A 22,542-nucleotide genomic window follows, 5' to 3' on the forward strand; every position below is an offset into this window, starting at 1 on the left:
GCGACCCGGTTCCGCGCAGAATCCGCACCGGCCACCGCCCGTCCCTTGATCAGGTGATGAGAAGTAGGTCTCCGAACCTTCTAGGACCTACTTCTCATCACCTGATCACCGCAGGTCGGCCCGGGCCCGTGCGGATTCGCTCCGGACCCGGGTGCAACCGCGGCTGAGGTCAGTGCCGGGCGGCGCCGTTCTCGCTGACCGGCTGGCCGAAGGCCAGGAACGGTACGGGCGTCGGTGCGTCAGTGCCGATGTGCCGAGGGAAGGTCCGCTCGGCGTCGTCGGCGCCAACCTCCCGGGCCGCCGTACGTTCGGACGTCGTCGACTCGTCCGCCACCGCCGGTGCGTCAGGGTGCTCGTCGTTCGCCTGCTCCTCCGGGGCCTGGTCGCCATTGGCCTGCTCGACCGGGGACGGGTCGGCGTAGCCGTTCTCGACCGGGCTCCGGTCGGCAGGTGCGGCGTTGAGCGGGGCGCGGTCGGCAGTGGCGCGATCGGCGTCCGCGTCGTCCACGGCGGGGCGCTCCGCGGAGTACCGGTCGACGCCGACGCGCTCGACGGTGAGCCGCTCGACGCCCGCCCGCTCCGGGGCGGGCCGGTCGGCGCTGGAGCGGGAACCCACCATTGGGTACTCGGCCGTCTCCGTGCCACCGGCTGCTGCGGCCATGACCGCCGCGGCGGCGAGGTCGGCAACCCGCTTCGCCTCCCGCTGTACGCGGGCGCGGACCTCCTTGGCGTGCCGCTCGGCGGAGTCCCCGGCGCGGCGGGCCTCGTCCAGCCGGGCGCTTTCGGCGGTCAGGTCGCGGCGGACCTCACTGAGCCGCTGCTGCATCCGGGACAGCTCGTTCTCCAGCGCCTCGCCCTCCTGGCGGATCTCGGCGAGCTGCTGGCGGCCGGTTTCCAGCTCGGCGTGCAGCTCCGCGGCTTCCTGCCGGCGCTCCTCAAGCTCCTTCTGCAGGGTGGCGAGCTGCTGCTGGTGGCTGGCGGCCTGCTCGTCGGCGCGGTTGCGCAGCTCGGTCACGTGCTGCTGTGCCTCGGCCAGCAGCGCGGCGATCTGCTGCTCGGTCGCGCTGCGCTGCTCGGCCAGCTCCTGCTCGGCGGCGGCCTGCTGTTCGGCGATGTCCTGCTCGGCGGCGGTACGCCGTTCGTTGACCTCCCGCTCCACGCCGGCCTGCCACTGGGCCATCTCCTGCTGGTGCTTGGAGCGGGCCGACTGGAGTTCCTGCTGGATCTGGGTACGGGCCGACTTCATCAGCGCATCGGCGGCGACCCGGGTCTGGTTGAGCTGCTGCGCGCTCTGCTCGGTGATCCGCTTGGCCTCGTGCTGGGCGCGCTCGTGCGCGGCCTCACCGTCGGCCCGCAACTGCTCGGCGTGCTCGCGGATAGCTGTCAGCTCGGCCTCGGCCAGGGTGCGCCGCTCCTCGTGCGCCTGCTCCTGCTCGGCCCGCCGGGCGGCCAGTTCCTCGGCCAGATCCTGACGTGCCTGCGCGGCCCGCTCGCGGGTGTCGGCGAGGATCCGCTCGGACTCGCTGCGCAGCTCGTTCGCCCGGTCGGTGGCGGACTCGGTGATGATGCCGGCCTGCTTCTCGGCGAGCGCCATGATTTCGCCGACCATCGGGCCCAGATCGTGGAACGAGGCGCGGTCCACCTGCACGGGTTGCTCCTGAAGCTCGGCCAGTTCGGCACGCAGCCGCTGCACTTCGGCGGTCAGTTCACGGACGCGGACGGCGGACCGCCCGTGCTCCCCACTCAGCATCGCGATCTGACCGTCGAGCTGCTCCAGGTGCCGGTCCACCTGGCGTTTGTCGTATCCGCGCAGGGCGAGCTCGAAGCTCGGCCGGGAGGCCGCATCGTCGCGTGCTGCGTGCGGCTCAGCGCCGATGGACATGCACCATCCTCCGTACGATCGGGGCGTCAGGGTCGGCGGTCGCCTGCCCCACGGGCCGTCAGTGTGGCGCAACGCTACCGCCGAGCGGACTTCATGCGAAGTCCTGCCCCACCACCTCTCACGTTGTCGTCCCGAGTTCCCCCGCTCCCGCGCCGATCATGGAGTCGTGGTGCCGGAAAGGTGGTGCTCCACCACCTTTGTGATCCACCACAACTCCATGATCGACGCAGGCCAACGTGGAGCGACCTGATCGGTGCGAGGTCAGCGTCGGCGAGCGACCAGGACCGCGTCGTGCAGGGTGATCTCCTCGCCGTTCTGATTCGTCGCGGGACGGGAGCGTTCCTCCGCCGCCAGCACCTCCCAGTGGGTCGACTCCAGTTCGGCGGCCACGTCCTGCGCGGTGTACATCGCGTCCGGCATGTGCATCCGGTGCGCCGACCCCCACAGATCCGAGGGGTGGTGCCCGACGATCAGCAGGACGCCGCCCGGTGCCACCGCCGCGGCCAGCCGGCCGAACAACTCCCGCCGCTCCACCGGTGGCAGGTGCATGAACTGCGCGGACACCAGGTCGTACGCCTCCTCGGTGGGCGGCTTGTCCCGTAGGTCGGCGTGCGTGAACTCGATCCGGTCGCCCACGCCGGCGGCCTCGGCGTGCGCGGCGGCCCGGCTCAACGCCGTGGTGGAGATGTCCACCGCCGTCACCTGCCAGCCGCGCTCGGCCAGCCACACCGCGTCGGCGCCCTCGCCGCTGCCCACGTCCAGGGCGCGCCCCGGGGCCAGGTCGGTGACCTCGGCGACCAGCTGCGGGTTCGGCCGGCCACTCCAGACCGAGGGGCGGGACTGGTAGCGCTCCTCCCACGCCGGTTCCTCGAACGTCGTTGCCACCAACTGCCGGTACGCGGCCACCGCGTCGCGGGTCTCCTCGGCGATGAGATCGGCGTTGATCGCCGCCGCCGCGTTCAGGCCGGCCCCGGCGGACGTGATCACCTGGCCGCGGATGTCGGCCACGTTGCCCGCCACCCAGACACCCGGGACGGTCGTGGCGCCGGTGGCGTCGGTCGGGATCTGGGCGCCGATGACGTGCTCACCCATCGTCACCTCCTCCGGGGCCAGACCCAGCCCCACCAGCGCGTCGGCGCGGGGAGTCAGCCTGGTCGCCACCACTATCGCGTCGAGCGCCACCACCCGGCCGTCGGCGAGCCGTACACCGGTCAGCGCGTCGTCGGTCACCTCCACAGCGGCGACCGGACCGGGCACCACAGCGATGCTCCGGGCGGCGAGCCGCTCGGCGGTCTCCGCGTCCGGCGCCGGGGAGTCGTGCAGCAGGAGCAGGACGCTGGGGCTCCACTGTCGCCACATCTCGGCCTGGTGCACGCTCAGCGGGCTGGTCGCCAGGACGCCGATCCGCCGGTCGCGAACCTCCCACCCATGGCAGTACGGGCAGTGCAGCACGTCGCGACCCCACCGCTCGGCCAGGCCGGGCACGTCGGGCAGCTCATCCGTCAGACCGGTGGTCACCAGCAGCCGGCGGGCCCGCACCGACGCCCCGCCGTCGAGGCTCAGCCGGAACCCGTCGTCGTCCCGGATCGCGGCCTCCACCCGCCCGGTGCGGAACTGCCCGCCGTACCCGGCCACCTCGGCCCGGCCGATCGCGAGCAGCTCGCCCGGCGGCGTCCCCTCCCGGCCGAGGTAGTTGTGAATCCGGTCGGCCGGCGCGTTGCGCGGCTCACCGGAGTCGATCACCAGCACCGACCGTCGGGCCCGGCTCAACGCCAGGGCCCCGCTGAGCCCTGCGGCGCCGCCGCCCACCACCACCACGTCGTATGTCTCGTCCACCGGTATCTCCCTCTTGCTCTGTCGGCTGCGCCCACCATCCGTCGCCGCCAGCAAGGTGGCAACTATCCTTGCCGTTATGGCAAACGAGGACAGCGCCGCGCTGGCGGCCGTCGGCCCCCGGCTACGTGCCCTGCGTCACCAACGCGGGACCACGCTGACCCAGCTCGCCGACCTGACCGGCATCTCGGTGAGCACCCTGTCCCGGCTGGAGTCCGGTAGCCGTCGGCCCACCCTGGAGCTGCTGCTCCCGCTGGCGAGGGCCTACCAGGTGGCGCTTGACGAACTGGTCGACGCCCCCGCCACCGGCGACCCCCGGGTACGCCCCAAACCGATCGTCATCCACGGCGTGACGTACCTCCCGCTGACCCGCCGACCGGGCGGTGTGCAGGCGTTCAAGCAGATCTTCCCGCCGGACCCGTCCGCCGGGGGCCGAATCCCACAGGCCCACGAGGGGTACGAGTGGCTCTACGTGCTCTCCGGCCGGCTGCGCCTGCTGCTCGGCGACCGTGATCTGACGCTGACCCCGGGGGAGGTGGCCGAGTTCGACACCCGTATCCCGCACCTCTTCTTCAACCCCGGCCCCGGCACCGCCGAAGCCCTCAGTCTCTTCGGGCCGCAGGGGGAGCGGCTGCACGTCCGCGCCCGCCCCGCCGCGCCCGACAAGCAGCAGTGATCCACTCCCGGGGGCCGTCGGTGCGAAGATGACTTGATGATCGATGCGGCATCCCGAGGCTGGACCGACCGGGTCGAGCACCGCGACATCGTCGTCAACGAGGTCCCGGGCTTCCGCCCGCTGACGTTGGACCTTGTCGTGCCGGTGGCGGCACCCCAACCGGCCCCGGTCCTGGTGTGGATCCACGGCGGCGCGTGGATGTTCGGCTCGCCCAAGCACCCGGCGGACTGGCTCATGGAAGCCGATCCCTTCACCGCCGCCATCCGTGCCGGGTTCGCTGTCGCCTCCGCGCAGTACCGGCTCAGCGGCGAGGCGCACTTCCCCGCTCAACTCGACGACGTCACGGCGGCGGTGCGCTGGCTGCGCCGCCACGGCGACACGGTGGGCGTGGACCGCGAGCGGATCGGGGTGTGGGGCGAGTCGGCCGGTGGGCACCTGGCCTCGATGGTCGCGCTGACGGGGAACGACCAGGACGACAGCCGTGTCCGGGCGGCGGTCTGCTGGTACGCGCCATCGAACCTGTTGACCATGCAGGCGCAGGCGCACCCGTCCGGAACGATCGACCACGAGGCGGCGGACTCGCCCGAGTCTCTGCTGATCGGCGCCCCGTTGGCCGGGAACCCGGAAGCGGGCCGGGCGGCCAGTCCGATCACCTACGTCACCGACCAGGCCCCGCCCATGCTGTTGATCCACGGCGACCAGGACCTGGTCGTACCGGTGGGGCAGAGCGAAGAGCTTGCCGCAGCGTTGACCGCGGCGGGTGCCGAGGTCGAGTTGTCGGTGGTGCGGGAGGCCGACCACTGTTTCGCCGGAGTGCCGCTGGAGCCGCTGATCCGCGACACTCTGGCGTTCTTCACCCGGGTCCTCGCCCCCGACACCGGGGCGCTGCCGCCTCACTAGGGTGACCCGGTGACCGCCTACGACGTTGCCGCCAAACTCCCTGACATCGACCTGCTGCGGCAGCGCTGCAAGGCGCTGGCCGTGCTCGAGCGCATCATCGACGGCGGTGACCCCTACTACGCCTACACCTCGAACTGGGGCACGGACGAGGCGGCGCTGATGAGCAACGGCAGCGGCGACGAGTGGGCCGTCGTGTTCACCGCCGACGGCGCCTTAATCCGACTCTTCGACCACGAGTCGGCGATGTCGCCGTACCGCAATCCAGACCACGAGCTGTGGCCGGGCCTGGTCGACGGCGTCCCGGAGGTTCTACGTCCGCACGTGACGGAACCCGCCTTCTGCGACGAAGACGGACGACTCCTCGCGACGACGGTGCTGTGGCGGCTGGTGGGGGACGATCGCTGGCACGCCGGTGACGGCCTCGCCTTCCCACCACCGAGCGGGCCGTACGACGACAACGGCCCGGACGGGTCCGGGCTGCTCGACATCCTGTTCGACGGCATCGTCGACCGCTTCGTCGAGTTCGCCGTCGACTACTACGAGATGACTGTGGACCGGGCGGCGGTCGAGCACATCGTCGCCCATCGACCGCTCACCGACGCCGTGACAAGGGCCCTGAATCCGCAGCTCACCGCCGCCGACCTGCGGGTGGACCTCACCGAGATCGGCTACCCGATCGCCGGGACGGCGCCGTGACGGTCGAGGTCGGGCCTCATGGCGCGTTCTCGGTGAACAGCGTGGGCCTGGACGGCGCGCCCTTCCCGTTGAGCTTCAGCGTTCGCCAGGCAGGCGGCTCCTGGATGGTGGCCGCGACAGCGGCGCAGGCCGCCGAGCTGGCCGATGTGCTCATGCTCGCCGGCAACGACACCATCATGGTTGCCGGCCTGGAGACCAACAGCTTCCTGGATGAGGAGTATCAGCAGTGGCGGCCGTCGCGGATCGCGGCGGAGCAGGGCGTCAGCTTCGAGGTGCGTCAGGTCGGCGCGCTGGCGGCCGGGGTCGTCGGCCTCAGCGAGGAGGCCCTGCTGATCCGCCGGGAGCAGTTGCCCCGGTTCCTGGCCGGCTGGTACCCCTACAATCTGACACTTGTCGACGTGCCGGGTACGCCTTCCGCCGCCCGCGTCGACGAGATGATCGTCGACATCGGAACGGCCAGGTACGACGAGCCGGTCCTACCCGCGCTGGCCGGCTCACGCCTGTTCTTCTCCGGGCACGACGACTGCTACGTGGCTCTCGAGACGACCGACCGCACGGTGCCCGCGGCGGTCCTCGGCCGGCTCCTGGCCCTGCTGGTCGGCTCGGCGCTTGTCGACACCACTGTGGTGGAGGTGACGGCGCCCGACGTCGAGACCGTGCAGGGGCTGATCGGGGAGAACCGGCACTGGGTCGGCGAGCTGGGCGCCGCGACACCGGGCTCGGTGACAGTCGATCTCTACGCCACGTCCGGATCGTGGCGGCTCGGCCAGTCGGTCCCGAAGCAGCCCGACCTCAGAATGGTCTACGACGTCGCGAGCAGGGCCTGGCGGTTGACCGAGGTGGCTGCGTCACTGCCGAATCAGTGACGTCGAGCGTCGTGGTCGCGGGGTGGTGGCGTGCCGCGGGGGTCGGACCGGTTCCCCTCCGGTCCGACCCCCGCGATCAGGTCCGCGCTAGGCGCGGATTCTGCGCTGCCGGACGACCAGCAGCAGTGCCGCGCCCAGGAGCACCGCTAGGACGCCGGCGCCCATCCAGAGCCCGGCCGGGAACGACGTACCGGTCACCGGGAGCTTGCCCTTAACCGGGATGGTGATGGTGGACTCGGGTGAGACCGGTGCCGGGCCGTCCGGCGGAGTGCCGGTTGCCGTCGCGGTGTTGCGCAGCGACCCGTGGTGGTAGTCGGCCTTGCTGACCGTGTACGTCGCCGCACAGGTCACGGCCGCGCCGGCCGCGAGGGTGACGGCGCCGTTCGGGGTCCGCTCCGGACCGCAGGCGATCGGGCCGAGGTTGGCCGCCGAGGCCGGCGCGGTCAGGGCGTCGGTGATCGTCACGTCGGTCAGCGGCACCTGACCGGTGTTGGTGACCACGAACTGGAACGGCACATGCTGCCCCGGTCGGACGATCTTGTCGGTGCTGCTCGACTTCACCACCGTGATCGCCGCGCCCCGGGTGGCCGTGACCTCGGCCGAGACCGGCGCGGAGCGTACCGGTGCGGGTGGGTCCTGGCCGGGAATGGTCGGCGGCGTGCCGGCGGCGACGGCCGTGTTGGTGATCCGGCCGGCCTCGATGTCCGCCGCAGTGACCGCGTAGGTAGACGTGCAGGTAGTGCTCGCCCCGGTGGCCAGGGTGACCGCGCCGTTGGCGACCGGTGGGGTGCCGCAGGTGATCGCGCCGGGCGTCCCGGTGCCGGAGAAGTCGGTCTCGTCGACAGTCACCGCGCTGAGCGCTGTGGTACCGGTGTTGCTCACCTCGAACCGGTACGTGACCACGTCACCGGCCGCGGACACCACTGTGGGCGTCACGGACTTGGTGATGGCGATGGCCGGATGCGGGATCGGGATGTCCAGCGGGGACGGTGGTGAGACCGGCGGCGGCCCGAACGGCGGCGTACCGGTGGCCGTGGCGACGTTGCGCAGCGACGAGCCGGTGAAGTCCTCCGCGGTCACGGTGTAGGTCGTCCGGCACTGGATGGAGGCGCCCGGCGACAATGTCACCGCGCCGTTCGGGATGTTCTGCGGACCGCAGGTGATCGGCCCGAGCACACCACGCTCGGACGGCGGCAGCACGGTGTCGTTGACTGTCACGTTGGTGAGCGTGAAGCCGCCGGTGTTGACGACCAGGAAGGTGTAGGGCACCTGCTGGCCCGGCGCGGCGATCGCCACGGTGGTCGTCGACTTGATCACGTCGATGTCAGCGACGAGCCCCGCCTCGGGGATGGTCAGCGTCGCCGGTGGCGAGTTCACCGGCGGCTGGCTGCCCGGCGGTGTGCCGTGTGCGGTGGCGGTGTCGGTGACCCCTTCGTTGTCGAGGTCCGCCTGGGTGACGGTGTAGGTGGCGGTGCACGCGGTGGACTCACCCGGTGCGAGTGTGGTGTTCGCGCAGGTGATCGGACCGAGGTTCGCGTTCGACGAGGGCGGTGCCTGCACGTCGGTGACGTTGACGTTGGTCAGGGTGAGTCCGCCGGTGTTGACCACGTGGAACCGGTAGGGCACCTGCTGCCCGACCGCACCGATCGAGGTGACTTCGGAAAGCTTGACCACCGAGATCGCGGCGACCAGACCAGACTCCGGGATGGTCAGCGGGGACGGCGGCGAGTCGACCGGCGTCTGGCTGTCCGGCGGTGTGCCGTGCGCGGTGGCGACGTCGGCGACCGAGTTGTTGTCGAGGTCGGCCTGGGTGACGGTGTAGGTGGCGGTGCAGGCTGTCGCCTGACCGGGCGCGAGAGTGGTCTGTGGGCAGGTGATCGGCCCGAGGTTCGCGTTCGACGAGGGCGGGGTCTGTGCGTCGGTGACGTTGACGTTGGTCAGCGTCACGCCACCGTTGTTGATGACGAGGAACTGGTAGGGCACCTGCTGCCCGACCGAGGTGATGGAGGTGGTGGTGGACGATTTCACCACCGAGATCGACGGTGTGACGTCGGCCGCCGGAATGGTCAGCACGACCTGGTCCGAGTCAACCGGCTCCTCGGTCCCCGTCGGGGTGCCGTGCGCGGTGGCGATGTCGGTCAGCTCGTCATGGTCCAGGTCGGCCTGGGTGACCGTGTACGTCGCGGTGCAGACGGTGGTCGCACCGGGAGCGAGGGTGGTCTGTGGGCAGGTGATCGGGCCGAGGTTCGCGTTCGACGACGGCGGGTCCTGTACGTCGGTGATGTTGACGTTGTTCAGGGTGACGCCGCCGGTGTTGGCGACCAGGAAGCGGTAGGGCACCTGTTGGCCCACCGAGCTGATGGCAGCGGTGGTGGACGACTTGATCAGTGAGATGGCAGGGAAGACGTCACCGCTCGGGATCGTCAACGTCGACGGCCCTGATTGGACGGGCGTTCCGCCACCAGGCGGGGTGCCCTGCGCAGTGGCGGTGTCGCGTACGAAGCCGTTGTCCAGGTCGGCCTGGCTGACCGTGTAGGTGGCGGTGCACGCGGTCTGCGCGCCGGGCGCGAGGGTGGTGGCGGCGCAGGTGATCGGGCCGAGGTTCGCGTTCGACGAGGGCGGTGCCTGCACGTCGGTGACGTTGATGGCGGTCAGGGTGAACCCGCCGGTGTTGACCACGTGGAACGAGTACGGCACCTGCTGGCCGACGGTGCTGATCAGAGTGGTCGTGGATGTCTTCACGACCGCGATCGAGGCGACCAGGCCGGTTTCCGGCAGAGTCAGGGTCGAGGGCGGCGAGTTCACCGGGGTGCCACCGCCGGGCGGGGTGCCGTGTGCGGTGGCGGTGTTGGTGACTCCGTCGTTGTCGAGGTCGGCCTGGGTGACGGTGTAGGTGGCGGTGCACGCGGTGCGTGCGCCGGGCGCGAGGGTGGTGGCGGCGCAGGTGATCGGGCCGAGGTTCGCGTTCGACGAGGGCGGTGCCTGCACGTCGGTGACGTTGATGGCGGTCAGGGTGACCCCGCCGTTGTTGACCACGTGGAACGAGTACGGCACCTGCTGCCCGACTGCGGTGATTGACGCGGTGGTGGAGGTCTTCGTCACCGCGATCGACGGGGTCAGTCCGGCTGCGGGGACGGTCAGCGTCGACGGCGGCGAGGTGACCGGCGTACCGCCGCCGGGCGGGGTGCCCCGCGCGGTCGCCACGTTGGTGACCCCGTTGTTGTCCAGGTCGGCCTGGGAGACGGTGTAGGTGGCGGTGCAGATGGTGCTCACGCCGGGTGCCAGGGTGGTGGCGGCGCAGGTGATCGGGCCGAGGTTCGCGTTCGACGACGGCGGGGTCTGCACGTCGGTGACGGCCACGTTGCTCAGGGTCAGACCGCCGGTGTTGGCGACCAGGAACCGGTACGGCACCTGCTGCCCGACAGTCGTGATGCTCGTGGTGGTCGACGACTTCACCACCGTGACGGCGGCGGTGAGCCCCTGGGCCGGGATGGTCAGGGTGCTCGGATCGGAGACGACCGGTGGACCGGTGGGTGGGCTGCCCTGTGCGGTGGCGACGTTGGTGACGCCGTTGTTGTCCAGGTCGGCCTGGGTGACGGTGTAGGTGGCCGTGCAGGCGGTCTGCGCCCCTGGCGCAAGGGTGGTGGCGGCGCAGGTGATCGGGCCAAGGTTGGCGTTCGACGACGGCGGGGTCTGCACGTCGGTGACGGAGATGTTGGTCAGTGGGACACCGCCGGTGTTGACCACGTGGAACGAGTACGGCACCTGCTGCCCGACCGACGTGATCGACGTGGTGGTGGATGACTTGATCAGGGCGATGTCGGCCGGGGTGGCGCCTGCGCAGGACAGGGTGGTGCTGAACGGGAAGTAGTGGATCTCGCCACCACGGTGGTCCAGCGTACGGGTGATGACGCTGCCCTCGGTGTTGCTGGAGGAGAGGTCGGTGAGGCTGGCGTTGGGCGCGTAAATGGTGCCCTCGACGGTGGCGGCGTTCGGGGTGAGGGTGAGCGCGGTGGCGGTCGGGAAGTTGAACAGGATGTAGCGCGCCTGCGGTCCGCCGATCCCGGCGAAGTTCGGGGCCGTCCAGGCGAACGTGTTGCCCACGCCGCTGGTGTCCACGTTCACCAGCAGCGGGGTGTCGGCGGTCGGCTGGCTGGCGAAGGTCAGGATCTGGATGTTGGCCAGGTCGGCGGCGGTCAGGTTGAGCACATTCGTCACGCCCGGGGTCAACGTGACGACGGCGTTGCTGCCTGGCGGGATCGGTCGGGGCAGCACGTCACCGTTCGGCGTCCGCAGCACCACCGTGTTGTCGCAGGTGGCCAGGCCGGCGGTGGTGTCCCGGAAGGCGGCGAACGCGCCGGCGAAGTTGATCGGCGAGGTCGGCCCGACGCTGGGGACCGGCTGCCGGGTGACGAGCTCCACCCGGGGTGAGGCGTCGTAGTCGTTCGCCGGCAGGATCCGGGTGTTGACCTGGGCGCCGTTGTTGTCGGTGTTACGGACGAAGGTGCCGGTCAGGTTGCCGACCTTGGCGTAGCCGTTGGAGAGCACCTGGAGGCGGCTGCCGCCGACGCTGCCGGCGAAGTTGACCCGTCCACCCACGACCAGGGCGCTGGGGTTGGCGTCGCCGGGCACCACGAACGATCCAGCGGTCGCCCCGGCGAGCTGGTAGTTGCCGAAGGTGAGGTCGCCGCCGACGGCGAGGGTTCCCTCGTTCTCGTCGTTGTTCACCCTGGCGTCGCCTTCGGTCATCACGCCGAAGCTCAGCGCCTCGGCCACCGGATCGACCGGGCCGATGGCCTCGTCGACGGCGGCCAGTACCGGGTTGATCGGGGTGGGCGCGGCGGGTGCCGGCACCAGCAGTCCGTTGACCGCCAGCACGCCCGCGACGGCGGACAGCGCCGCCGCCCGTGACCTGCGGCTACCCCACCACGAAATCCTCATCACGCCCCCGTTGGTTCGAATGTGCCAGGGGAGCGTAACGAGCTAGTTGTCAAGTTTCGAGGCTTTTGTCCGAATAGCGGGTCCGCTGGCGACGGCGCTGACTCGTACCTCGTCGGTGCGCCAACCCGCAGGCCGTGTTGAGGGTCAGCCGCTCTGCCCCGAGTGGACCGGGACGCCGCTGCCGGATGCGGGGTCGGCGGCCAGGCCAGCGGTGATGGGGGAGGGCTGGAAGCCCTTGACGATCAGCCAGATACCCAGCGAGAGCTCCCACAGGGCGATCGGAATGGTCAGCAGGGCGGACGCCGAAGACACCTGTGCCCAGAAGCCGAACATCGTGGCGACGAAGGTGATGGCAAGCAGGAGGGCTCCGATGAACCCGAGCATGGGAAGGACCCGCGGCACGAGGCGGGACTGGTACAGCAGCGGGCCCACCAGGAGCGCGTTCACTGCCGGCAGGAAACCCTGCCCCGTCAGGAACGTCCAGTCGTGCAGGGCGATCAGGGCCGCACCGGTGGCCTGCACCTGCGGGTCGGGTTCGGCCTGCCGCACGGTCACGAGCGTCATGATGACCACGATGCCGGCGACGATGGTGGCTGCCTCCAGGACCCGGACGCCGACGAAGCCCAATGCGAGTGCCTCGTTCTGCCGTTTGACGAGCGGGTACAGCACGACAGCGGTGCCGATGCACGCGAGGGCCACCACCATCTCCAGGACACCGCCCCAGGCCACGGCCGTGGCGGTGCCCGCCCCGACGGTGGATTCTGGATCGAGCACCGTCGCGTACAGGCCGAGGATCGGGATCGAGACGAAGGTGAGGAGGTAGAGCACGCCCGCGGCCAGCGCGGTTCTGCGTAGCGGGCTCATGTCGCCCCCTCGCGCCCCGCGCCGGAGTGTGCGAGCGCTGAGGGTGTCTGGCGGCCGACGATCGCCGGTGCCTCGTGCACGAGCTCGTCGTTGGTGAGGGCATCGACCATGAACAGAGCGAAGTCGACTCGACGGGTGCGGTTGCTCTCCAGGATGGGGTCGCCCACGTGACTGCTCCAGACCGGGAGGCCCTGACTGTCGCCCTCTTCCAGGTCGCTGCCGCGGACGACGGTCCATCGGGTGTCGCTGGCGAACACCCGACGGCAGGCATCCACCTGATCGTCCAGGTCGGCGAAGCGGGCGAGTTTCGCCAGCGGGCCGAAAACCTTCACGATGGCCTTCAGCTTCCAGGAGTACACGTCCTGGCCGTCGCGGGTGATGTGCCATCCGCAGGAGAACACGAGGCGTGCCCCGGGACGTGCGTGGTCGAGCACGGCCTGGGCCGTGCCGGCCGAGTAGTGGTCGACCCCACGCGGCACCAGCACGGTCAGTACGCCGTCGCACCCGGCAACCGCGCGAGCGATGACGTCGCGGTCGTCGGTCGCTCCGGCAATGACGGTGATGCGCCCCTTGAACGCGTCGAGCTTTCCCACGCTGCCCTCTCGGCATACGCCGACGACCTCGTAGTCGCGGTCGAGCGCGTGCCGCACCATGTACCGCCCGAGTTTTCCAGAGGCACCGACAATGCAGATCTTCGGCTTGGCGGGTTGCCCGGCGCCATCGCGTGCCTGTGCGTTTTCCATGGCTCTTCTCTTCTTCTTGCCCACTGGGTCGGCGAATGACGAAAAGGCACAAACTGGAGCCGCGTGAAGGGGTGCCGGCCAGGTCGGGGAGAATTGGCGGTACGGCTGGCCACTCGATCTGGACCGTACGCGTAAAGGGGTGGAACAGCAACGGCGGAATGGTCGGTGCGAACTGGAATCGGACGGGAAAACTCCGATCCCGTCATGATTTCCGAACGTCGGCCGCTGGGCTGCGGATCAGCGTGGCGCAGCAGTGTCGACGACCGGTCCAGCATCCGCACCGCCCAGCCTGGCCAGTCGCGGTCTGCGGCCGAGCACGGACCACTTCGAACTGTGCGTGCCGAACTTCCGTGTTTATGATCGACAACCCCCGACCGGGGGTCCGACATGGCCGATCGGTTCGGCCCGGAGCAGAGCTGAGGTGCGCGACGGTGATCCGCGAGGCGTACGCCTGTTGGGTGCGTGAACCCGGCGTGGCCGAGATCCAGCCGGTGTCGCTGACCGCCCCCGGCCCCGACGAGGTGCTGGTCCGGGCCCGCTACTCCGGGGTCAGCCGGGGCACCGAGACGCTGGTCTTCGCCGGCCGGGTGCCCACCGACCAGTACGCCACCATGCGCGCGCCGTTCCAGGAGGGCGAGTTCCCCGGCCCGGTGAAGTACGGCTACCTCAGCGTCGGCGTGGTCGAGCAGGGCCCGCCGGAGCTCCTCGGGCGGACGGTGTTCTGCCTGCACCCGCACCAGAGCGCGTACGTCGTGCCGGTGAGCGCGGTGGTGCCGGTGCCGGAGGGGGTGCCGGCCGCCCGAGCGGTGCTCGCCGGCACCGTGGAGACCGCGGTCAACGCGCTGTGGGACGCGGCCCCGCTGGTCGGTGACCGGGTCACCGTGATCGGCGCGGGCATGGTGGGCTGCTGCGTCGCGGCACTGCTCGCCCGGTTCCCCGGCGTGCACGTCGAGCTGGTCGACACCGACGCACGCCGGGCCGGCGTGGCCGGGGCCCTCGGCGTCGACTTCGCCAACCCGGCCGATGCCAAGGGCGACCGGGACCTGGTCGTGCACGCCAGCGCCACCGCCGCCGGTCTGCAACAGTCGCTGGACCTGCTCGCCCCGGAGGGCACTGTCATCGAGCTGAGCTGGTACGGCGACCGCCCGGTGCAGGTGTCGCTGGGCGGCGCGTTCCACTCCGGTCGACTCACAGTGCGCAGCAGTCAGGTCGGCATGGTGGCACCCGCCCGACGGGGACGGCGCAGTTACGCCGACCGACTGGCGCTCGCCCTCGACCTGCTCGACGACCCGGCCTTCGACGCGTTGATCACCGGCGCGTCCCCCTTCGCGGAGCTCCCCGACGTGCTGACCAGACTGACCTCGGGCGACCTGCCCGCGCTCTGCCACCTCATCACCTACGACGACGGAGAGTGACCGTGTTCAGCGTGACCGTTCGGGACCACATGATGATCGCCCACAGTTTCCGAGGCGAGGTGTTCGGGCCTGCGCAACGCCTGCACGGCGCGACGTTCGTGGTGGACGCGACGTTCCGCCGGCCCGACCTGGACGCCGACGGGATCGTGGTGGACATCGGCCTGGCCACCGAGCAGCTGCGGGCCGTGCTGGGCGAGCTGACCTACCGCAACCTCGACGACGAGGCGGCCTTCGCCGGGGTGAACACCACCACGGAGGTGCTGGCCCGTACGGTCGCCGACCGACTGGTCGAGCGGGTGCACGCCGGTGAGCTGGGCGCGGGGGCGCGCGACCTGACCGGCATCACTGTCACCCTGCACGAGTCGCACATCGCCTGGGCGAGCTACGAGCGGTCGTTGTGACCGACGCGGGCCGGGCGGTGCACGTCGTCCTGCCCGGTGACATCGACGACCCGGCCACCCCCAGTGGCGGCAACTTCTACGACCGGCGGATCTGCGCCGGGCTGGGCGAGCGCGGCTGGTCCGTCCACGAGCATCCGGTGCCCGGCGCGTGGCCGCACCCCGGCCCGGCCGACCGAGCGACGCTGGACGGGGTGCTCGCCGCCGTGCCCGACGACGCGGTGATGCTGATCGACGGCCTGATCGCCTCGACCGTGCCAGATCTGCTCGCCGCGCACGCCCGTCGGCTGCGCCTGGTGGTCCTGGTGCATCTGCCGCTCGACGACGAGCCGGAGGCCCGCGCGCTGGCCACCGCCCGGGCCGTCGTCACCACCAGCGGTTGGACCCGCCGCGCCCTGCTGGCCCGTCACCCGACGCTCGCCGACCGGATCCGGGCCGCGCCGCCCGGGGTGCGGCCCGCGCCGCCCGCTGCCGGCTCACCGGCCGGCGACCGGTTGCTCTGCGTCGCGGCGGTCACCCACCACAAGGGGTACGACGTGCTGGTCGACGCGTTGGCCACGCTGGCCGGCCGGCCCTGGACGATGCTCTGCGCGGGCACGCTGACCCGGGAACCGGGCCTCGTGCACCGGCTGCGCGACCGGTTGACCGGGGCGGGCCTCACCGGGCGGGTGCAGCTGGTCGGCCCACTGACCGGCGCCGCGTTGGACGACGCGTACGCCGCCGCCGACCTGCTGGCGCTGCCGTCGAGAGGCGAGACGTACGGCATGGTCGTCACCGAGGCGCTGGCCCGCGGCCTGCCGGTGGTGGCCACCGAGGTGGGCGGGCTGCCGGAGGCGCTCGGCCACGCACCCGACGGTGACCGACCGGGACTGCTGGTCCCGCCCGGCGACCCGGCGGCGCTGGCCGCCGCGTTGGCCCGCTGGCTGGACGACGACGCGCTGCGCGCCCGGCTGCGGCGTGCCGCTCTCGCCCGGCGTGACACCCTGACCGACTGGCCGGTGACCACCGCGCTGCTGGCCGGCGTGCTGAAGGAGGTGGCGGAATGACCGTCGAGGAGACCCTGCCGTTCGCCGACTGGCTGCGGTTGCGTGAGCCGGCCGACGCGGCGGCGCGCGCCGAGGACCTGCTGGACGCCGTCCGGGCCCGGCTGACCGGGGACACCCCGACGGTGATCCACGACCTGGGCAGCGGCACCGGCTCGATGAGTCGGTGGCTGGCCGCCCGGCTAACCGGACCGCAGCACTGGGTGCTGCACGACCGGGACGCCGACCTGCTGGCCCGGGCCGCCGCGGGCATGACCGGGGTGACCGCCGCCGACGGCGCCCCGGTCACCGTCCACACCCGTTGCGGTGACCTCACCCGACTGACCGCCGCCGACCTGGCCGACGGTTCCCTGGTCACCGCGTCCGCGCTGCTGGACATGCTCACCGCGGAGGAGGTCGAACGGGTGGTGGCCGCCTGCGTCGGCCGGCCCGCCCTGTTCGCCATCTCGGTGACCGGGCGAGCCCGATTCACCCCGGCCGACCCGCTCGACGAGGCGGTCGAGGCCGCGTTCAACGACCACCAGCGGCGTACCGTCGAGGGCCGACGGCTGCTCGGCCCGGATGCCGCCGCCGCCACCGCCGCCGCGTTCGCCCGGCACGGCGTCGACGTGCGGGAACGGCCCAGCCCGTGGCGTCTCGGCCCGGAGCAGGCCGACCTGACCGCCGAGTGGTTCCGGGGGTGGCTGGGCGCGGCCTGCGAGCAGCGCCCCGACCTGGCCGGCCCCGCCGAGGCGTACGCCCGCCGTCGGTTGGCCGACGCGGCGGCCGGCCGACTCACAGTGCTTGTCGAACACACTGACCTCCTCGCTGGTGGATGAACCGTTCACGCCCTGGGTACGTGCACTAGGGCAAGTGGACGATCTTCAAAGGGAGGGCCGGCGCCGATGTTCTGGGCCTGGGCACGAGTGGTCGGCGGGGTGGGTCTGCTCGCCGTCCTGCTGTGGCAGGTGGGCAGTGGCCCGTTCCTCGCCGGAGTACGACTGATCGACGCGCCGGCGTTGGCAGCGGCGCTGGTCATCGGGGTGCTCACCACTGTCTGCGCGGCGTGGCGGTGGAGCCTGGTCGCCGGCGGCCTCGGCGTTCGCCTACCCCTGGCGACGGCGGTGGCGCACTGCTACCGGGCCGTGTTCCTCAACGCCACCCTGCCCGGCGGGATGCTCGGCGACGTGCACCGGGCGGTACGCCACGGCCGTGACGCCGGTGACGTCAGCCGGGGCATCCGCGCGGTGGTCTGGGAGCGTACCGCCGGGCAGGTGGTCCTGATCGGAGTCGCGCTGGTGGTGCTCGCGGCCTTCCCGTCCCCGGTCCGGCCGTACCTGCCGGTCGCCGCCGCGCTGCTCGTGGCCGGCGGGCTGGTCGCCGTGCTGCTGGCCCGGGTCCTGCCCAACGGCGGCGGGTCGCGCTGGGCGACGGCGCTGCGTACCGCCGTGGCGGACGTACGCTCGGGGCTGCTGGCGCGGCGCACCTGGTTCGGTGTGCTGGTCGCCTCGGCCGTGATGGTCGCCGGTCACCTGGCCACCTTCCTGGTGGCGGCGCGTACCGCCGGATCGGACGCCCCGCTGTCCCGACTGCTGCCGCTGACGCTGCTCGCACTGCTCGCCATGGGCCTGCCGTTGAACGTGGCCGGCTTCGGCCCGCGCGAGGGGGTGGCGGCGTGGGTGTTCGGCGCGGCCGGCCTCAGCGCGGCCGAGGGTGTCGCCACCGCCACCGTCTACGGCGCACTGGTGTTGGTGGCCAGCCTGCCCGGTGCCGCCGTGCTGCTGGCCCGTCGGCGTCGAATTCCAGTCGCCGCCCGGGAAGCCGCCTCCGGCGGCGACTGTTGAGTCGGTTGTGAGACGGTACGCGTCGCCGGACGACGGTGGCCCCGGACAAAGGAGTCCCATGCCCGAAGCATTGCCGGTTGCCACGATCCGCACCCAGGTCACGGTGCCGCTGACGTTCCCGGACGGCTACACCACTACCGCCCGGGTGTTCACCTTCAAGGGCCTGGTGGACGGTCGGGAGCACCTGGCCCTCGGCCTCGGCGACTGGGCGGGCGCCCTGGACCGGCTCGCCGCCGGGGGAGAAGCCCCGCTGGTCCGTCCGCACAGCGAGTGCCTGACCGGCGACGTGTTCGGCAGCCAACGCTGCGACTGCGGGCCGCAACTGCGCGAGGCGGTGCAGCGGATCGCCGAGACCGGCGGTTTCCTGCTCTACCTGCGACAGGAGGGCCGCGGCATCGGCCTGTACGCCAAACTCGACGCGTACGCGTTGCAGGACGCCGGGTTGGACACCTACCAGGCCAACGTCGCGCTGGGTCGGGGCGAGGATGAGCGGGACTACAGCGCCGCCGCGCAGATGCTGGCCACGTTGGGCGTGCCGCGGGTGCGACTGCTGAGCAGCAACCCGGACAAGGCCGAGCAGTTGACCCAGCTGGGTGTGGACGTGGCCGAACGGGTGCTCACCAGCGTCTTCCTCTCGCCGGCCAACGCCGACTACCTGGCGGCCAAGGCGGCCAAGGCGGCCGAGGTCGAGGCGGCGGAGACGCTCGCGGGTAGTCCTTCTGAGCGGCCCGTCTCCCGATGAGTTGGCCGTCGGAGTCGACGCGCCCGTACGTGCTGCTGAGCTGTGCCGCCTCCATCGACGGGTACATCGACGACGCCTCCGAGCAGCGGCTACTGCTGTCCAACGAGGAGGACCTGGACCGCGTCGACGCGGTCCGGGCCAGCTGCGACGCCATCCTGGTCGGCGCCGGCACCGTCCGACGTGACGACCCTCGACTGCTGGTGCGCTCCCCGAGCCGCCGGGCCGAGCGGGAGGCGACCGGCCGGCCCGCCTCGCCCACCAAGGTCACCCTCACCGCTCAGGGTGACCTCGACCCGACCGCCCGCTTCTTCACTGCCGGTGACGCGGCCCGGCTCGTCTACTGCGCCACCGGGGCGCTGGAGAAGACCAGGGAACGGGTCGGCCGACTGGCCGCCGTCGTCGACGCGGGTGAGCCCGTCGACCCGGGCTGGGTGCTGACCGACCTGGCCGCGCGGGGTGTGCAGCGGTTGATGGTGGAGGGCGGCGGGACGGTGCACGCCCAGTTCCTCGCCGCCGGTCTCGCCGACGAACTGCACCTGGTGGTCGCCCCGTTCTTCGTCGGTGACGGTCGGGCGCCCCGGTTCGTCGGCGAGGGTCACTTTCCCTGGCATCCGGGTCGCCGCGCCCGCCTGGCCGAGGCCCGGCAGATCGGCGACGTGGTCCTGCTCCGCTACGCCCTCTCCAGCCGTTTCGGCGGAGCCTGACGATTGTGAGGAACACGAGAGCCGCAGCTCTCAGGTCACGTAGCGGATCTCCCCGGGTTTGAACATGGGTGCGAAGACAGCGAAGAACGCCACGTCTTCAGTGCCGCAATTTTCGATGCTGGCGACGGTGCCGGCTTTGACGGCGACGTATACCGGACCCGTTCGGGCCGTGTCGTGTGGCTCGGACCGACGCCCGTCGGTGATCAACCGGAACGTTCCACGATAGAGGTAGATGATCTCGTCTCCGTCGTCCGGACGGTCGTGATAGTGCGGCGTCTGGACGGCTCCCGGCGACACATAACCCACGGCAGCGGACGTGAATGGTGTGTCGGGAAGTATGGCAACCGCAATGTTCTCTTCGTCCGACCTGGTGAGCGGCACGTCGTGTACCGGGATCACTGACACATCGGGGATCCAGCCCATCGCGTCACCGTAGCAGCGGGAGGCGGTGGAGGCGAGGCCATTGGCTGACATCCGACCATCGTGGTGAAAGGTGAGTCCTGCTTCATAGACTTGGTCGGACATACGTCAACGTGGGGCAAACACTATGACGCTTGTCGATTTTATTTCCGATCTCAACGAGGTCAGTGAAAGTCAAAGCCTGGCCGACGTGGTCGCGGTGGCGGCGGATCGCCTCAGCGCGGAGGAGATCTCCCACGAGAGTGTCGTCGACGAGCTGCGTCGAATGACCGAAGACGAGCGGCAGGGGATGTTGTGTCGTTCGGTCGACACCACCACACATCTGAAGTTGTCGCTCGACCAGAACGCGCATCGTGCGCTGCGGCTCTGGCTGCACGTCTACAAGGGATGGCCTCCGTCGGAGGGTAGGTTCGCCGCATCAATACACGATCACCGGTACGCCTTCGTGAGCAAGATTCTCCGCGGAGGTTATGTGGAGCAACGGTGGACGATCGAATCCGACCGCGTGTCGCCACTCCGGTCCGCGAAGCGCGGCGTGAACTCGCTCAACATCGTCCGCGCGGCGGACGTGCACTCCCTGGTCTCCGTGGAGCCCCGCACGGTCAGTCTGGTGCTCCAACTGCCGGCCGAGAGGTCATTCAGTCGTGTCTACCACCCCGACCGGGGAGCAGCCTTCACCTCGATCCCGGACCTCGAAGCGCAGTACGCCGACTTTCTCGCGAAGGATGACCGGTGATGACGGATCCCGACCTGCTGGAGGCGTTTCTTCGGGACGATCCGCAGGCACCCCCACGTACCGCCTTCGTCAACATCCTGAAACGGTGCAACGCCCGCTGCCGCTACTGCACCGACTGGCGCGCCTCTCGCGACCCCCGCGGCGACCCGAGCCGAGAGCTTCTGCGTGCGCTCTTCGCCGACCTGGTGGAACTGGGGATCGCCGACCTGGTGGTCAGCGGTGGCGAGCCTTTCCTGCGCCGCGACGTACTCGACGTACTCGCTGACGCGGTGGCGCTCGGCCTTGCCGTCCGCGTCATCTCGAACGGGAGCGCACTGACCCGGGACCACGTCGACGCGCTGGCCCGCTTGGGCGTCGGACGGGTGGGTATCTCGATTGACAGTCTGTCGGAGACGCGGATGCGCGAGCTTCGTGGACTGCCGGTCAAGCGGGTCATGGCCAGCATTGAGATGCTGGCGGCTCAGCATCGCGACAATTCCGCAATGCGAGTGTCGCTCTTCGTGACCGTAACGCGGCACAATATCGACGATCTTCTGCCCCTCGCCGCATACGCCGACAAGCTCGGGATCTCGATCCAGTTCCAGCCTGTCCACTGGGCCGGCACCGGCACTGAGCAGGAAATCCTCGAAGAACTCTGGCCCACGGCTGCCGAGGTCGACCGCTTGGCCGTTGTCATCGGCGAACTTGTCTCCTGGCAGCAGACCGGGACCTCCCCGATCGCCAGTAGTGACCGCTACCTTGCCCAGATGCCGGGTTTCTTCGTCAACCGCACCTTTCGTCCGGCACGCTGCACCGTCGCCTACACCGACGTGGTCATCGACCAGGACCTGAATATGCGACCGTGCTGGTCGATGGATCCGGTCGGATCGGTCGCGCGGGACACGGCAAGTCGTCTGTGGACATCGGAGCAGATGCGGGCTGCCCGTGCGCAGATCAGGAAAGGCGGTTGCCCCGGCTGTCTCTACAGCTGCCATATCAACAAGCCGCACGTCGAGCTTCCCTCGATACCTGGCATACCGGAGAGCCGTGGTGGCGAGGGCGTGTCCGCGCTTGATCGACCGGTATAGTCGGCGTCGCTCGTGGCCGCCAAACCGGAAAGGCTCTGCGCCCCATGTCTGAACGACCGATCGCGCTAGTTACCGGGGCATCTCGAGGCATCGGACGGGCGGTGGCGCAGAAGCTTGCGGCCGACGGCTTCCGAATTCTTGTCAACTACCGAGAATCTGGTCAGGCGGCCGAAGAGCTGGCAGAGGAACTTGACGGTGTGGCGGTCATGGCGGACGTCTGCGATGTCGACGCCGTACGCCGGTTGGCCGCCGACGTGGAGTCGCGATTTGGGCGGCTGGACGTCCTGGTCAATAACGCGGGCGCCACGCTCGCCGGGCCCTGGTCCGAGATCACTCCGGCGCAGTGGGATGCCACTCTCCGCGTCAACCTGTCGGGTGTCTTCACCTGCATTCAGGCATTTGCCCCGCTGCTGACCCGCTCCGGTAACGGCCGAATCGTCAACATCGGCTCTACCTACGCGGACATCGGTTCCGGCTTCGTGGCCGGCTACGCGGCGGCCAAGGCCGGCGTGGTCTCGCTGACGAAGGTGTTCGCGAAGGAGTTGGCCCCCTCCGTGACGGTCAACGCCATCGCTCCGGGCAACATCGACACCGAAATGACCCGGTCGGCCGGCGCCGAGTTCTTGGACCAGGTCATCGCCCAGACGCCGCTCGCTCGACTGGGTCGACCTGAGGAGGTCGCCGGTGCGGTGTCGTTCCTGGTGTCGGAGACGGGTGGCTTCATCACCGGTCAAACCCTGGTGATCGACGGCGGACATCGCCTCCGGTAACCTGACCCGCCCGGAGTGACCGC

20 protein-coding genes and 1 pseudogene are annotated in these 22,542 nt (G+C 70.6%); 14 read left to right on the top strand and 7 right to left on the bottom strand.

The annotated features are described in order from the left end of the window. Nucleotides 1-169: 169 nt before the first annotated feature. Entirely contained in the window at nt 170-1,882 is a 1,713-nt protein-coding gene (locus tag OH804_RS09870; RefSeq protein WP_406064498.1) for a hypothetical protein, read from the bottom strand. A 261-nt stretch (nt 1,883-2,143) separates the two neighbouring features. Beyond that, nucleotides 2,144-3,718, bottom strand: a complete 1,575-nt coding sequence (locus OH804_RS09875; RefSeq protein ID WP_406064500.1) for an FAD-dependent oxidoreductase — start codon at nt 3,716-3,718, stop codon at nt 2,144-2,146. 76 nt (nt 3,719-3,794) lie between these two features. Between OH804_RS09875 and OH804_RS09880 the strand changes: the two genes are divergently transcribed. Genes OH804_RS09880 through OH804_RS09895 form a run of 4 tightly spaced genes read left to right on the top strand, consistent with a single transcriptional unit; the run spans nt 3,795 to nt 6,853 of the window. After that, on the top strand, nt 3,795-4,391 hold the full coding sequence (locus OH804_RS09880) for a helix-turn-helix transcriptional regulator (protein WP_196923396.1): 597 nt from the start codon (nt 3,795-3,797) through the stop codon (nt 4,389-4,391). A gap of 36 nt (nt 4,392-4,427) precedes the next feature. Continuing rightward, the gene (locus tag OH804_RS09885; RefSeq protein WP_406064502.1) at nt 4,428-5,291 is read left to right on the top strand and encodes an alpha/beta hydrolase fold domain-containing protein; all 864 of its coding nucleotides are present in this window, start codon (nt 4,428-4,430) and stop codon (nt 5,289-5,291) included. A 9-nt stretch (nt 5,292-5,300) separates the two neighbouring features. Further along, the gene (locus OH804_RS09890) at nt 5,301-5,987 is read left to right on the top strand and encodes a hypothetical protein (protein ID WP_406064504.1); all 687 of its coding nucleotides are present in this window, start codon (nt 5,301-5,303) and stop codon (nt 5,985-5,987) included. After that, nucleotides 5,984-6,853: a hypothetical protein gene (locus OH804_RS09895; protein WP_406064506.1), complete on the top strand. Its 870-nt coding sequence runs from the start codon at nt 5,984-5,986 to the stop codon at nt 6,851-6,853. The genes OH804_RS09890 and OH804_RS09895 overlap by 4 nt, the downstream gene beginning before the upstream one ends. Before the next feature lie 87 nt (nt 6,854-6,940). On the opposite strand, the gene OH804_RS09900 is transcribed toward OH804_RS09895, so the two are convergent. The 4 genes and pseudogenes from OH804_RS09900 to OH804_RS09915 form a co-directional block, all read right to left on the bottom strand. Then, nucleotides 6,941-10,552, bottom strand: coding sequence for a hypothetical protein (locus tag OH804_RS09900; protein WP_406066488.1), 3,612 nt, complete (start codon nt 10,550-10,552; stop codon nt 6,941-6,943). A 9-nt stretch (nt 10,553-10,561) separates the two neighbouring features. Then, a pseudogene (locus OH804_RS09905) lies at nt 10,562-11,794 on the bottom strand (choice-of-anchor A family protein); the annotation flags it as partial. A 144-nt stretch (nt 11,795-11,938) separates the two neighbouring features. Next, nucleotides 11,939-12,658, bottom strand: coding sequence for a DUF4386 domain-containing protein (locus OH804_RS09910; protein ID WP_406064508.1), 720 nt, complete (start codon nt 12,656-12,658; stop codon nt 11,939-11,941). Then, nucleotides 12,655-13,401: an NAD(P)-dependent oxidoreductase gene (locus tag OH804_RS09915; RefSeq protein WP_406066490.1), complete on the bottom strand. Its 747-nt coding sequence runs from the start codon at nt 13,399-13,401 to the stop codon at nt 12,655-12,657. The genes OH804_RS09910 and OH804_RS09915 overlap by 4 nt, the downstream gene beginning before the upstream one ends. 431 nt (nt 13,402-13,832) lie before the next feature. Here OH804_RS09915 and OH804_RS09920 point away from each other — a divergent pair, with 431 nt between their 5' ends. The 7 genes from OH804_RS09920 to OH804_RS09950 all read left to right on the top strand — a co-directional run bounded on the left by OH804_RS09920 (nt 13,833) and on the right by OH804_RS09950 (nt 19,526). After that, nucleotides 13,833-14,816 carry a zinc-binding alcohol dehydrogenase gene (locus OH804_RS09920; RefSeq protein ID WP_406064510.1) on the top strand — a complete coding sequence of 328 codons (984 nt, stop codon included), beginning with the start codon at nt 13,833-13,835 and terminating at the stop codon, nt 14,814-14,816. A 2-nt stretch (nt 14,817-14,818) separates the two neighbouring features. After that, a complete protein-coding gene (locus OH804_RS09925; RefSeq protein ID WP_196926417.1) occupies nt 14,819-15,217 on the top strand; it encodes a 6-carboxytetrahydropterin synthase in 399 nt (132 codons plus the stop codon). Continuing rightward, complete coding sequence (locus tag OH804_RS09930) at nt 15,214-16,260, top strand: glycosyltransferase family 4 protein (protein ID WP_406064512.1); 1,047 nt, start codon at nt 15,214-15,216, stop codon at nt 16,258-16,260. The genes OH804_RS09925 and OH804_RS09930 overlap by 4 nt, the downstream gene beginning before the upstream one ends. Next, nucleotides 16,257-17,075 carry a methyltransferase domain-containing protein gene (locus OH804_RS09935; protein WP_406064514.1) on the top strand — a complete coding sequence of 273 codons (819 nt, stop codon included), beginning with the start codon at nt 16,257-16,259 and terminating at the stop codon, nt 17,073-17,075. Before OH804_RS09930 ends, OH804_RS09935 begins: the two co-directional genes overlap by 4 nt. A gap of 66 nt (nt 17,076-17,141) precedes the next feature. Continuing rightward, nucleotides 17,142-18,080, top strand: a complete 939-nt coding sequence (locus OH804_RS09940; protein WP_406064516.1) for a YbhN family protein — start codon at nt 17,142-17,144, stop codon at nt 18,078-18,080. 58 nt (nt 18,081-18,138) lie between these two features. Continuing rightward, entirely contained in the window at nt 18,139-18,822 is a 684-nt protein-coding gene (gene ribA / locus OH804_RS09945) for a GTP cyclohydrolase II (RefSeq protein WP_406064518.1), read from the top strand. Next, nucleotides 18,819-19,526: a RibD family protein gene (locus OH804_RS09950; RefSeq protein ID WP_406064520.1), complete on the top strand. Its 708-nt coding sequence runs from the start codon at nt 18,819-18,821 to the stop codon at nt 19,524-19,526. The genes ribA and OH804_RS09950 overlap by 4 nt, the downstream gene beginning before the upstream one ends. A 30-nt stretch (nt 19,527-19,556) precedes the next feature. Here the strand turns inward: OH804_RS09950 and OH804_RS09955 are convergent, their stop codons facing one another. Then, entirely contained in the window at nt 19,557-20,000 is a 444-nt protein-coding gene (locus OH804_RS09955) for a hypothetical protein (protein ID WP_196923385.1), read from the bottom strand. Between the two features lie 73 nt (nt 20,001-20,073). Between OH804_RS09955 and OH804_RS09960 the strand changes: the two genes are divergently transcribed. Genes OH804_RS09960 through OH804_RS09970 form a run of 3 tightly spaced genes read left to right on the top strand, consistent with a single transcriptional unit; the run spans nt 20,074 to nt 22,519 of the window. Beyond that, a complete protein-coding gene (locus OH804_RS09960) occupies nt 20,074-20,682 on the top strand; it encodes a hypothetical protein (protein ID WP_196923384.1) in 609 nt (202 codons plus the stop codon). Continuing rightward, complete coding sequence (locus OH804_RS09965) at nt 20,682-21,749, top strand: radical SAM/SPASM domain-containing protein (protein ID WP_406064522.1); 1,068 nt, start codon at nt 20,682-20,684, stop codon at nt 21,747-21,749. The genes OH804_RS09960 and OH804_RS09965 overlap by 1 nt, the downstream gene beginning before the upstream one ends. Nucleotides 21,750-21,793: 44 nt before the next feature. Next, entirely contained in the window at nt 21,794-22,519 is a 726-nt protein-coding gene (locus OH804_RS09970) for an SDR family NAD(P)-dependent oxidoreductase (RefSeq protein WP_231392670.1), read from the top strand. The last annotated feature ends 23 nt before the right edge of the window (nt 22,520-22,542 follow it).

This window comes from Micromonospora sp. NBC_00860 (genome assembly GCF_045207375.1).
In the GTDB taxonomy this organism is placed as follows: domain Bacteria; phylum Actinomycetota; class Actinomycetes; order Mycobacteriales; family Micromonosporaceae; genus Micromonospora; species Micromonospora vinacea.

Excerpts from the sequence above, each read along its gene's own strand:
- OH804_RS09870 (WP_406064498.1), bottom strand. The coding sequence starts at position 1,882 with ATGTCCATCGGCGCTGAGCCGCACGCAGCACGCGACGATGCGGCCTCC.
- OH804_RS09880 (WP_196923396.1), top strand. The coding sequence starts at position 3,795 with ATGGCAAACGAGGACAGCGCCGCGCTGGCGGCCGTCGGCCCCCGGCTA.
- OH804_RS09885 (WP_406064502.1), top strand. The coding sequence starts at position 4,428 with ATGATCGATGCGGCATCCCGAGGCTGGACCGACCGGGTCGAGCACCGC.
- OH804_RS09910 (WP_406064508.1), bottom strand. The coding sequence starts at position 12,658 with ATGAGCCCGCTACGCAGAACCGCGCTGGCCGCGGGCGTGCTCTACCTC.
- OH804_RS09915 (WP_406066490.1), bottom strand. The coding sequence starts at position 13,401 with ATGGAAAACGCACAGGCACGCGATGGCGCCGGGCAACCCGCCAAGCCG.
- OH804_RS09935 (WP_406064514.1), top strand. The coding sequence starts at position 16,257 with ATGACCGTCGAGGAGACCCTGCCGTTCGCCGACTGGCTGCGGTTGCGT.
- OH804_RS09940 (WP_406064516.1), top strand. The coding sequence starts at position 17,142 with ATGTTCTGGGCCTGGGCACGAGTGGTCGGCGGGGTGGGTCTGCTCGCC.
- ribA (WP_406064518.1), top strand. The coding sequence starts at position 18,139 with ATGCCCGAAGCATTGCCGGTTGCCACGATCCGCACCCAGGTCACGGTG.
- OH804_RS09950 (WP_406064520.1), top strand. The coding sequence starts at position 18,819 with ATGAGTTGGCCGTCGGAGTCGACGCGCCCGTACGTGCTGCTGAGCTGT.
- OH804_RS09955 (WP_196923385.1), bottom strand. The coding sequence starts at position 20,000 with ATGTCAGCCAATGGCCTCGCCTCCACCGCCTCCCGCTGCTACGGTGAC.
- OH804_RS09960 (WP_196923384.1), top strand. The coding sequence starts at position 20,074 with ATGACGCTTGTCGATTTTATTTCCGATCTCAACGAGGTCAGTGAAAGT.
- OH804_RS09965 (WP_406064522.1), top strand. The coding sequence starts at position 20,682 with ATGACGGATCCCGACCTGCTGGAGGCGTTTCTTCGGGACGATCCGCAG.
- OH804_RS09970 (WP_231392670.1), top strand. The coding sequence starts at position 21,794 with ATGTCTGAACGACCGATCGCGCTAGTTACCGGGGCATCTCGAGGCATC.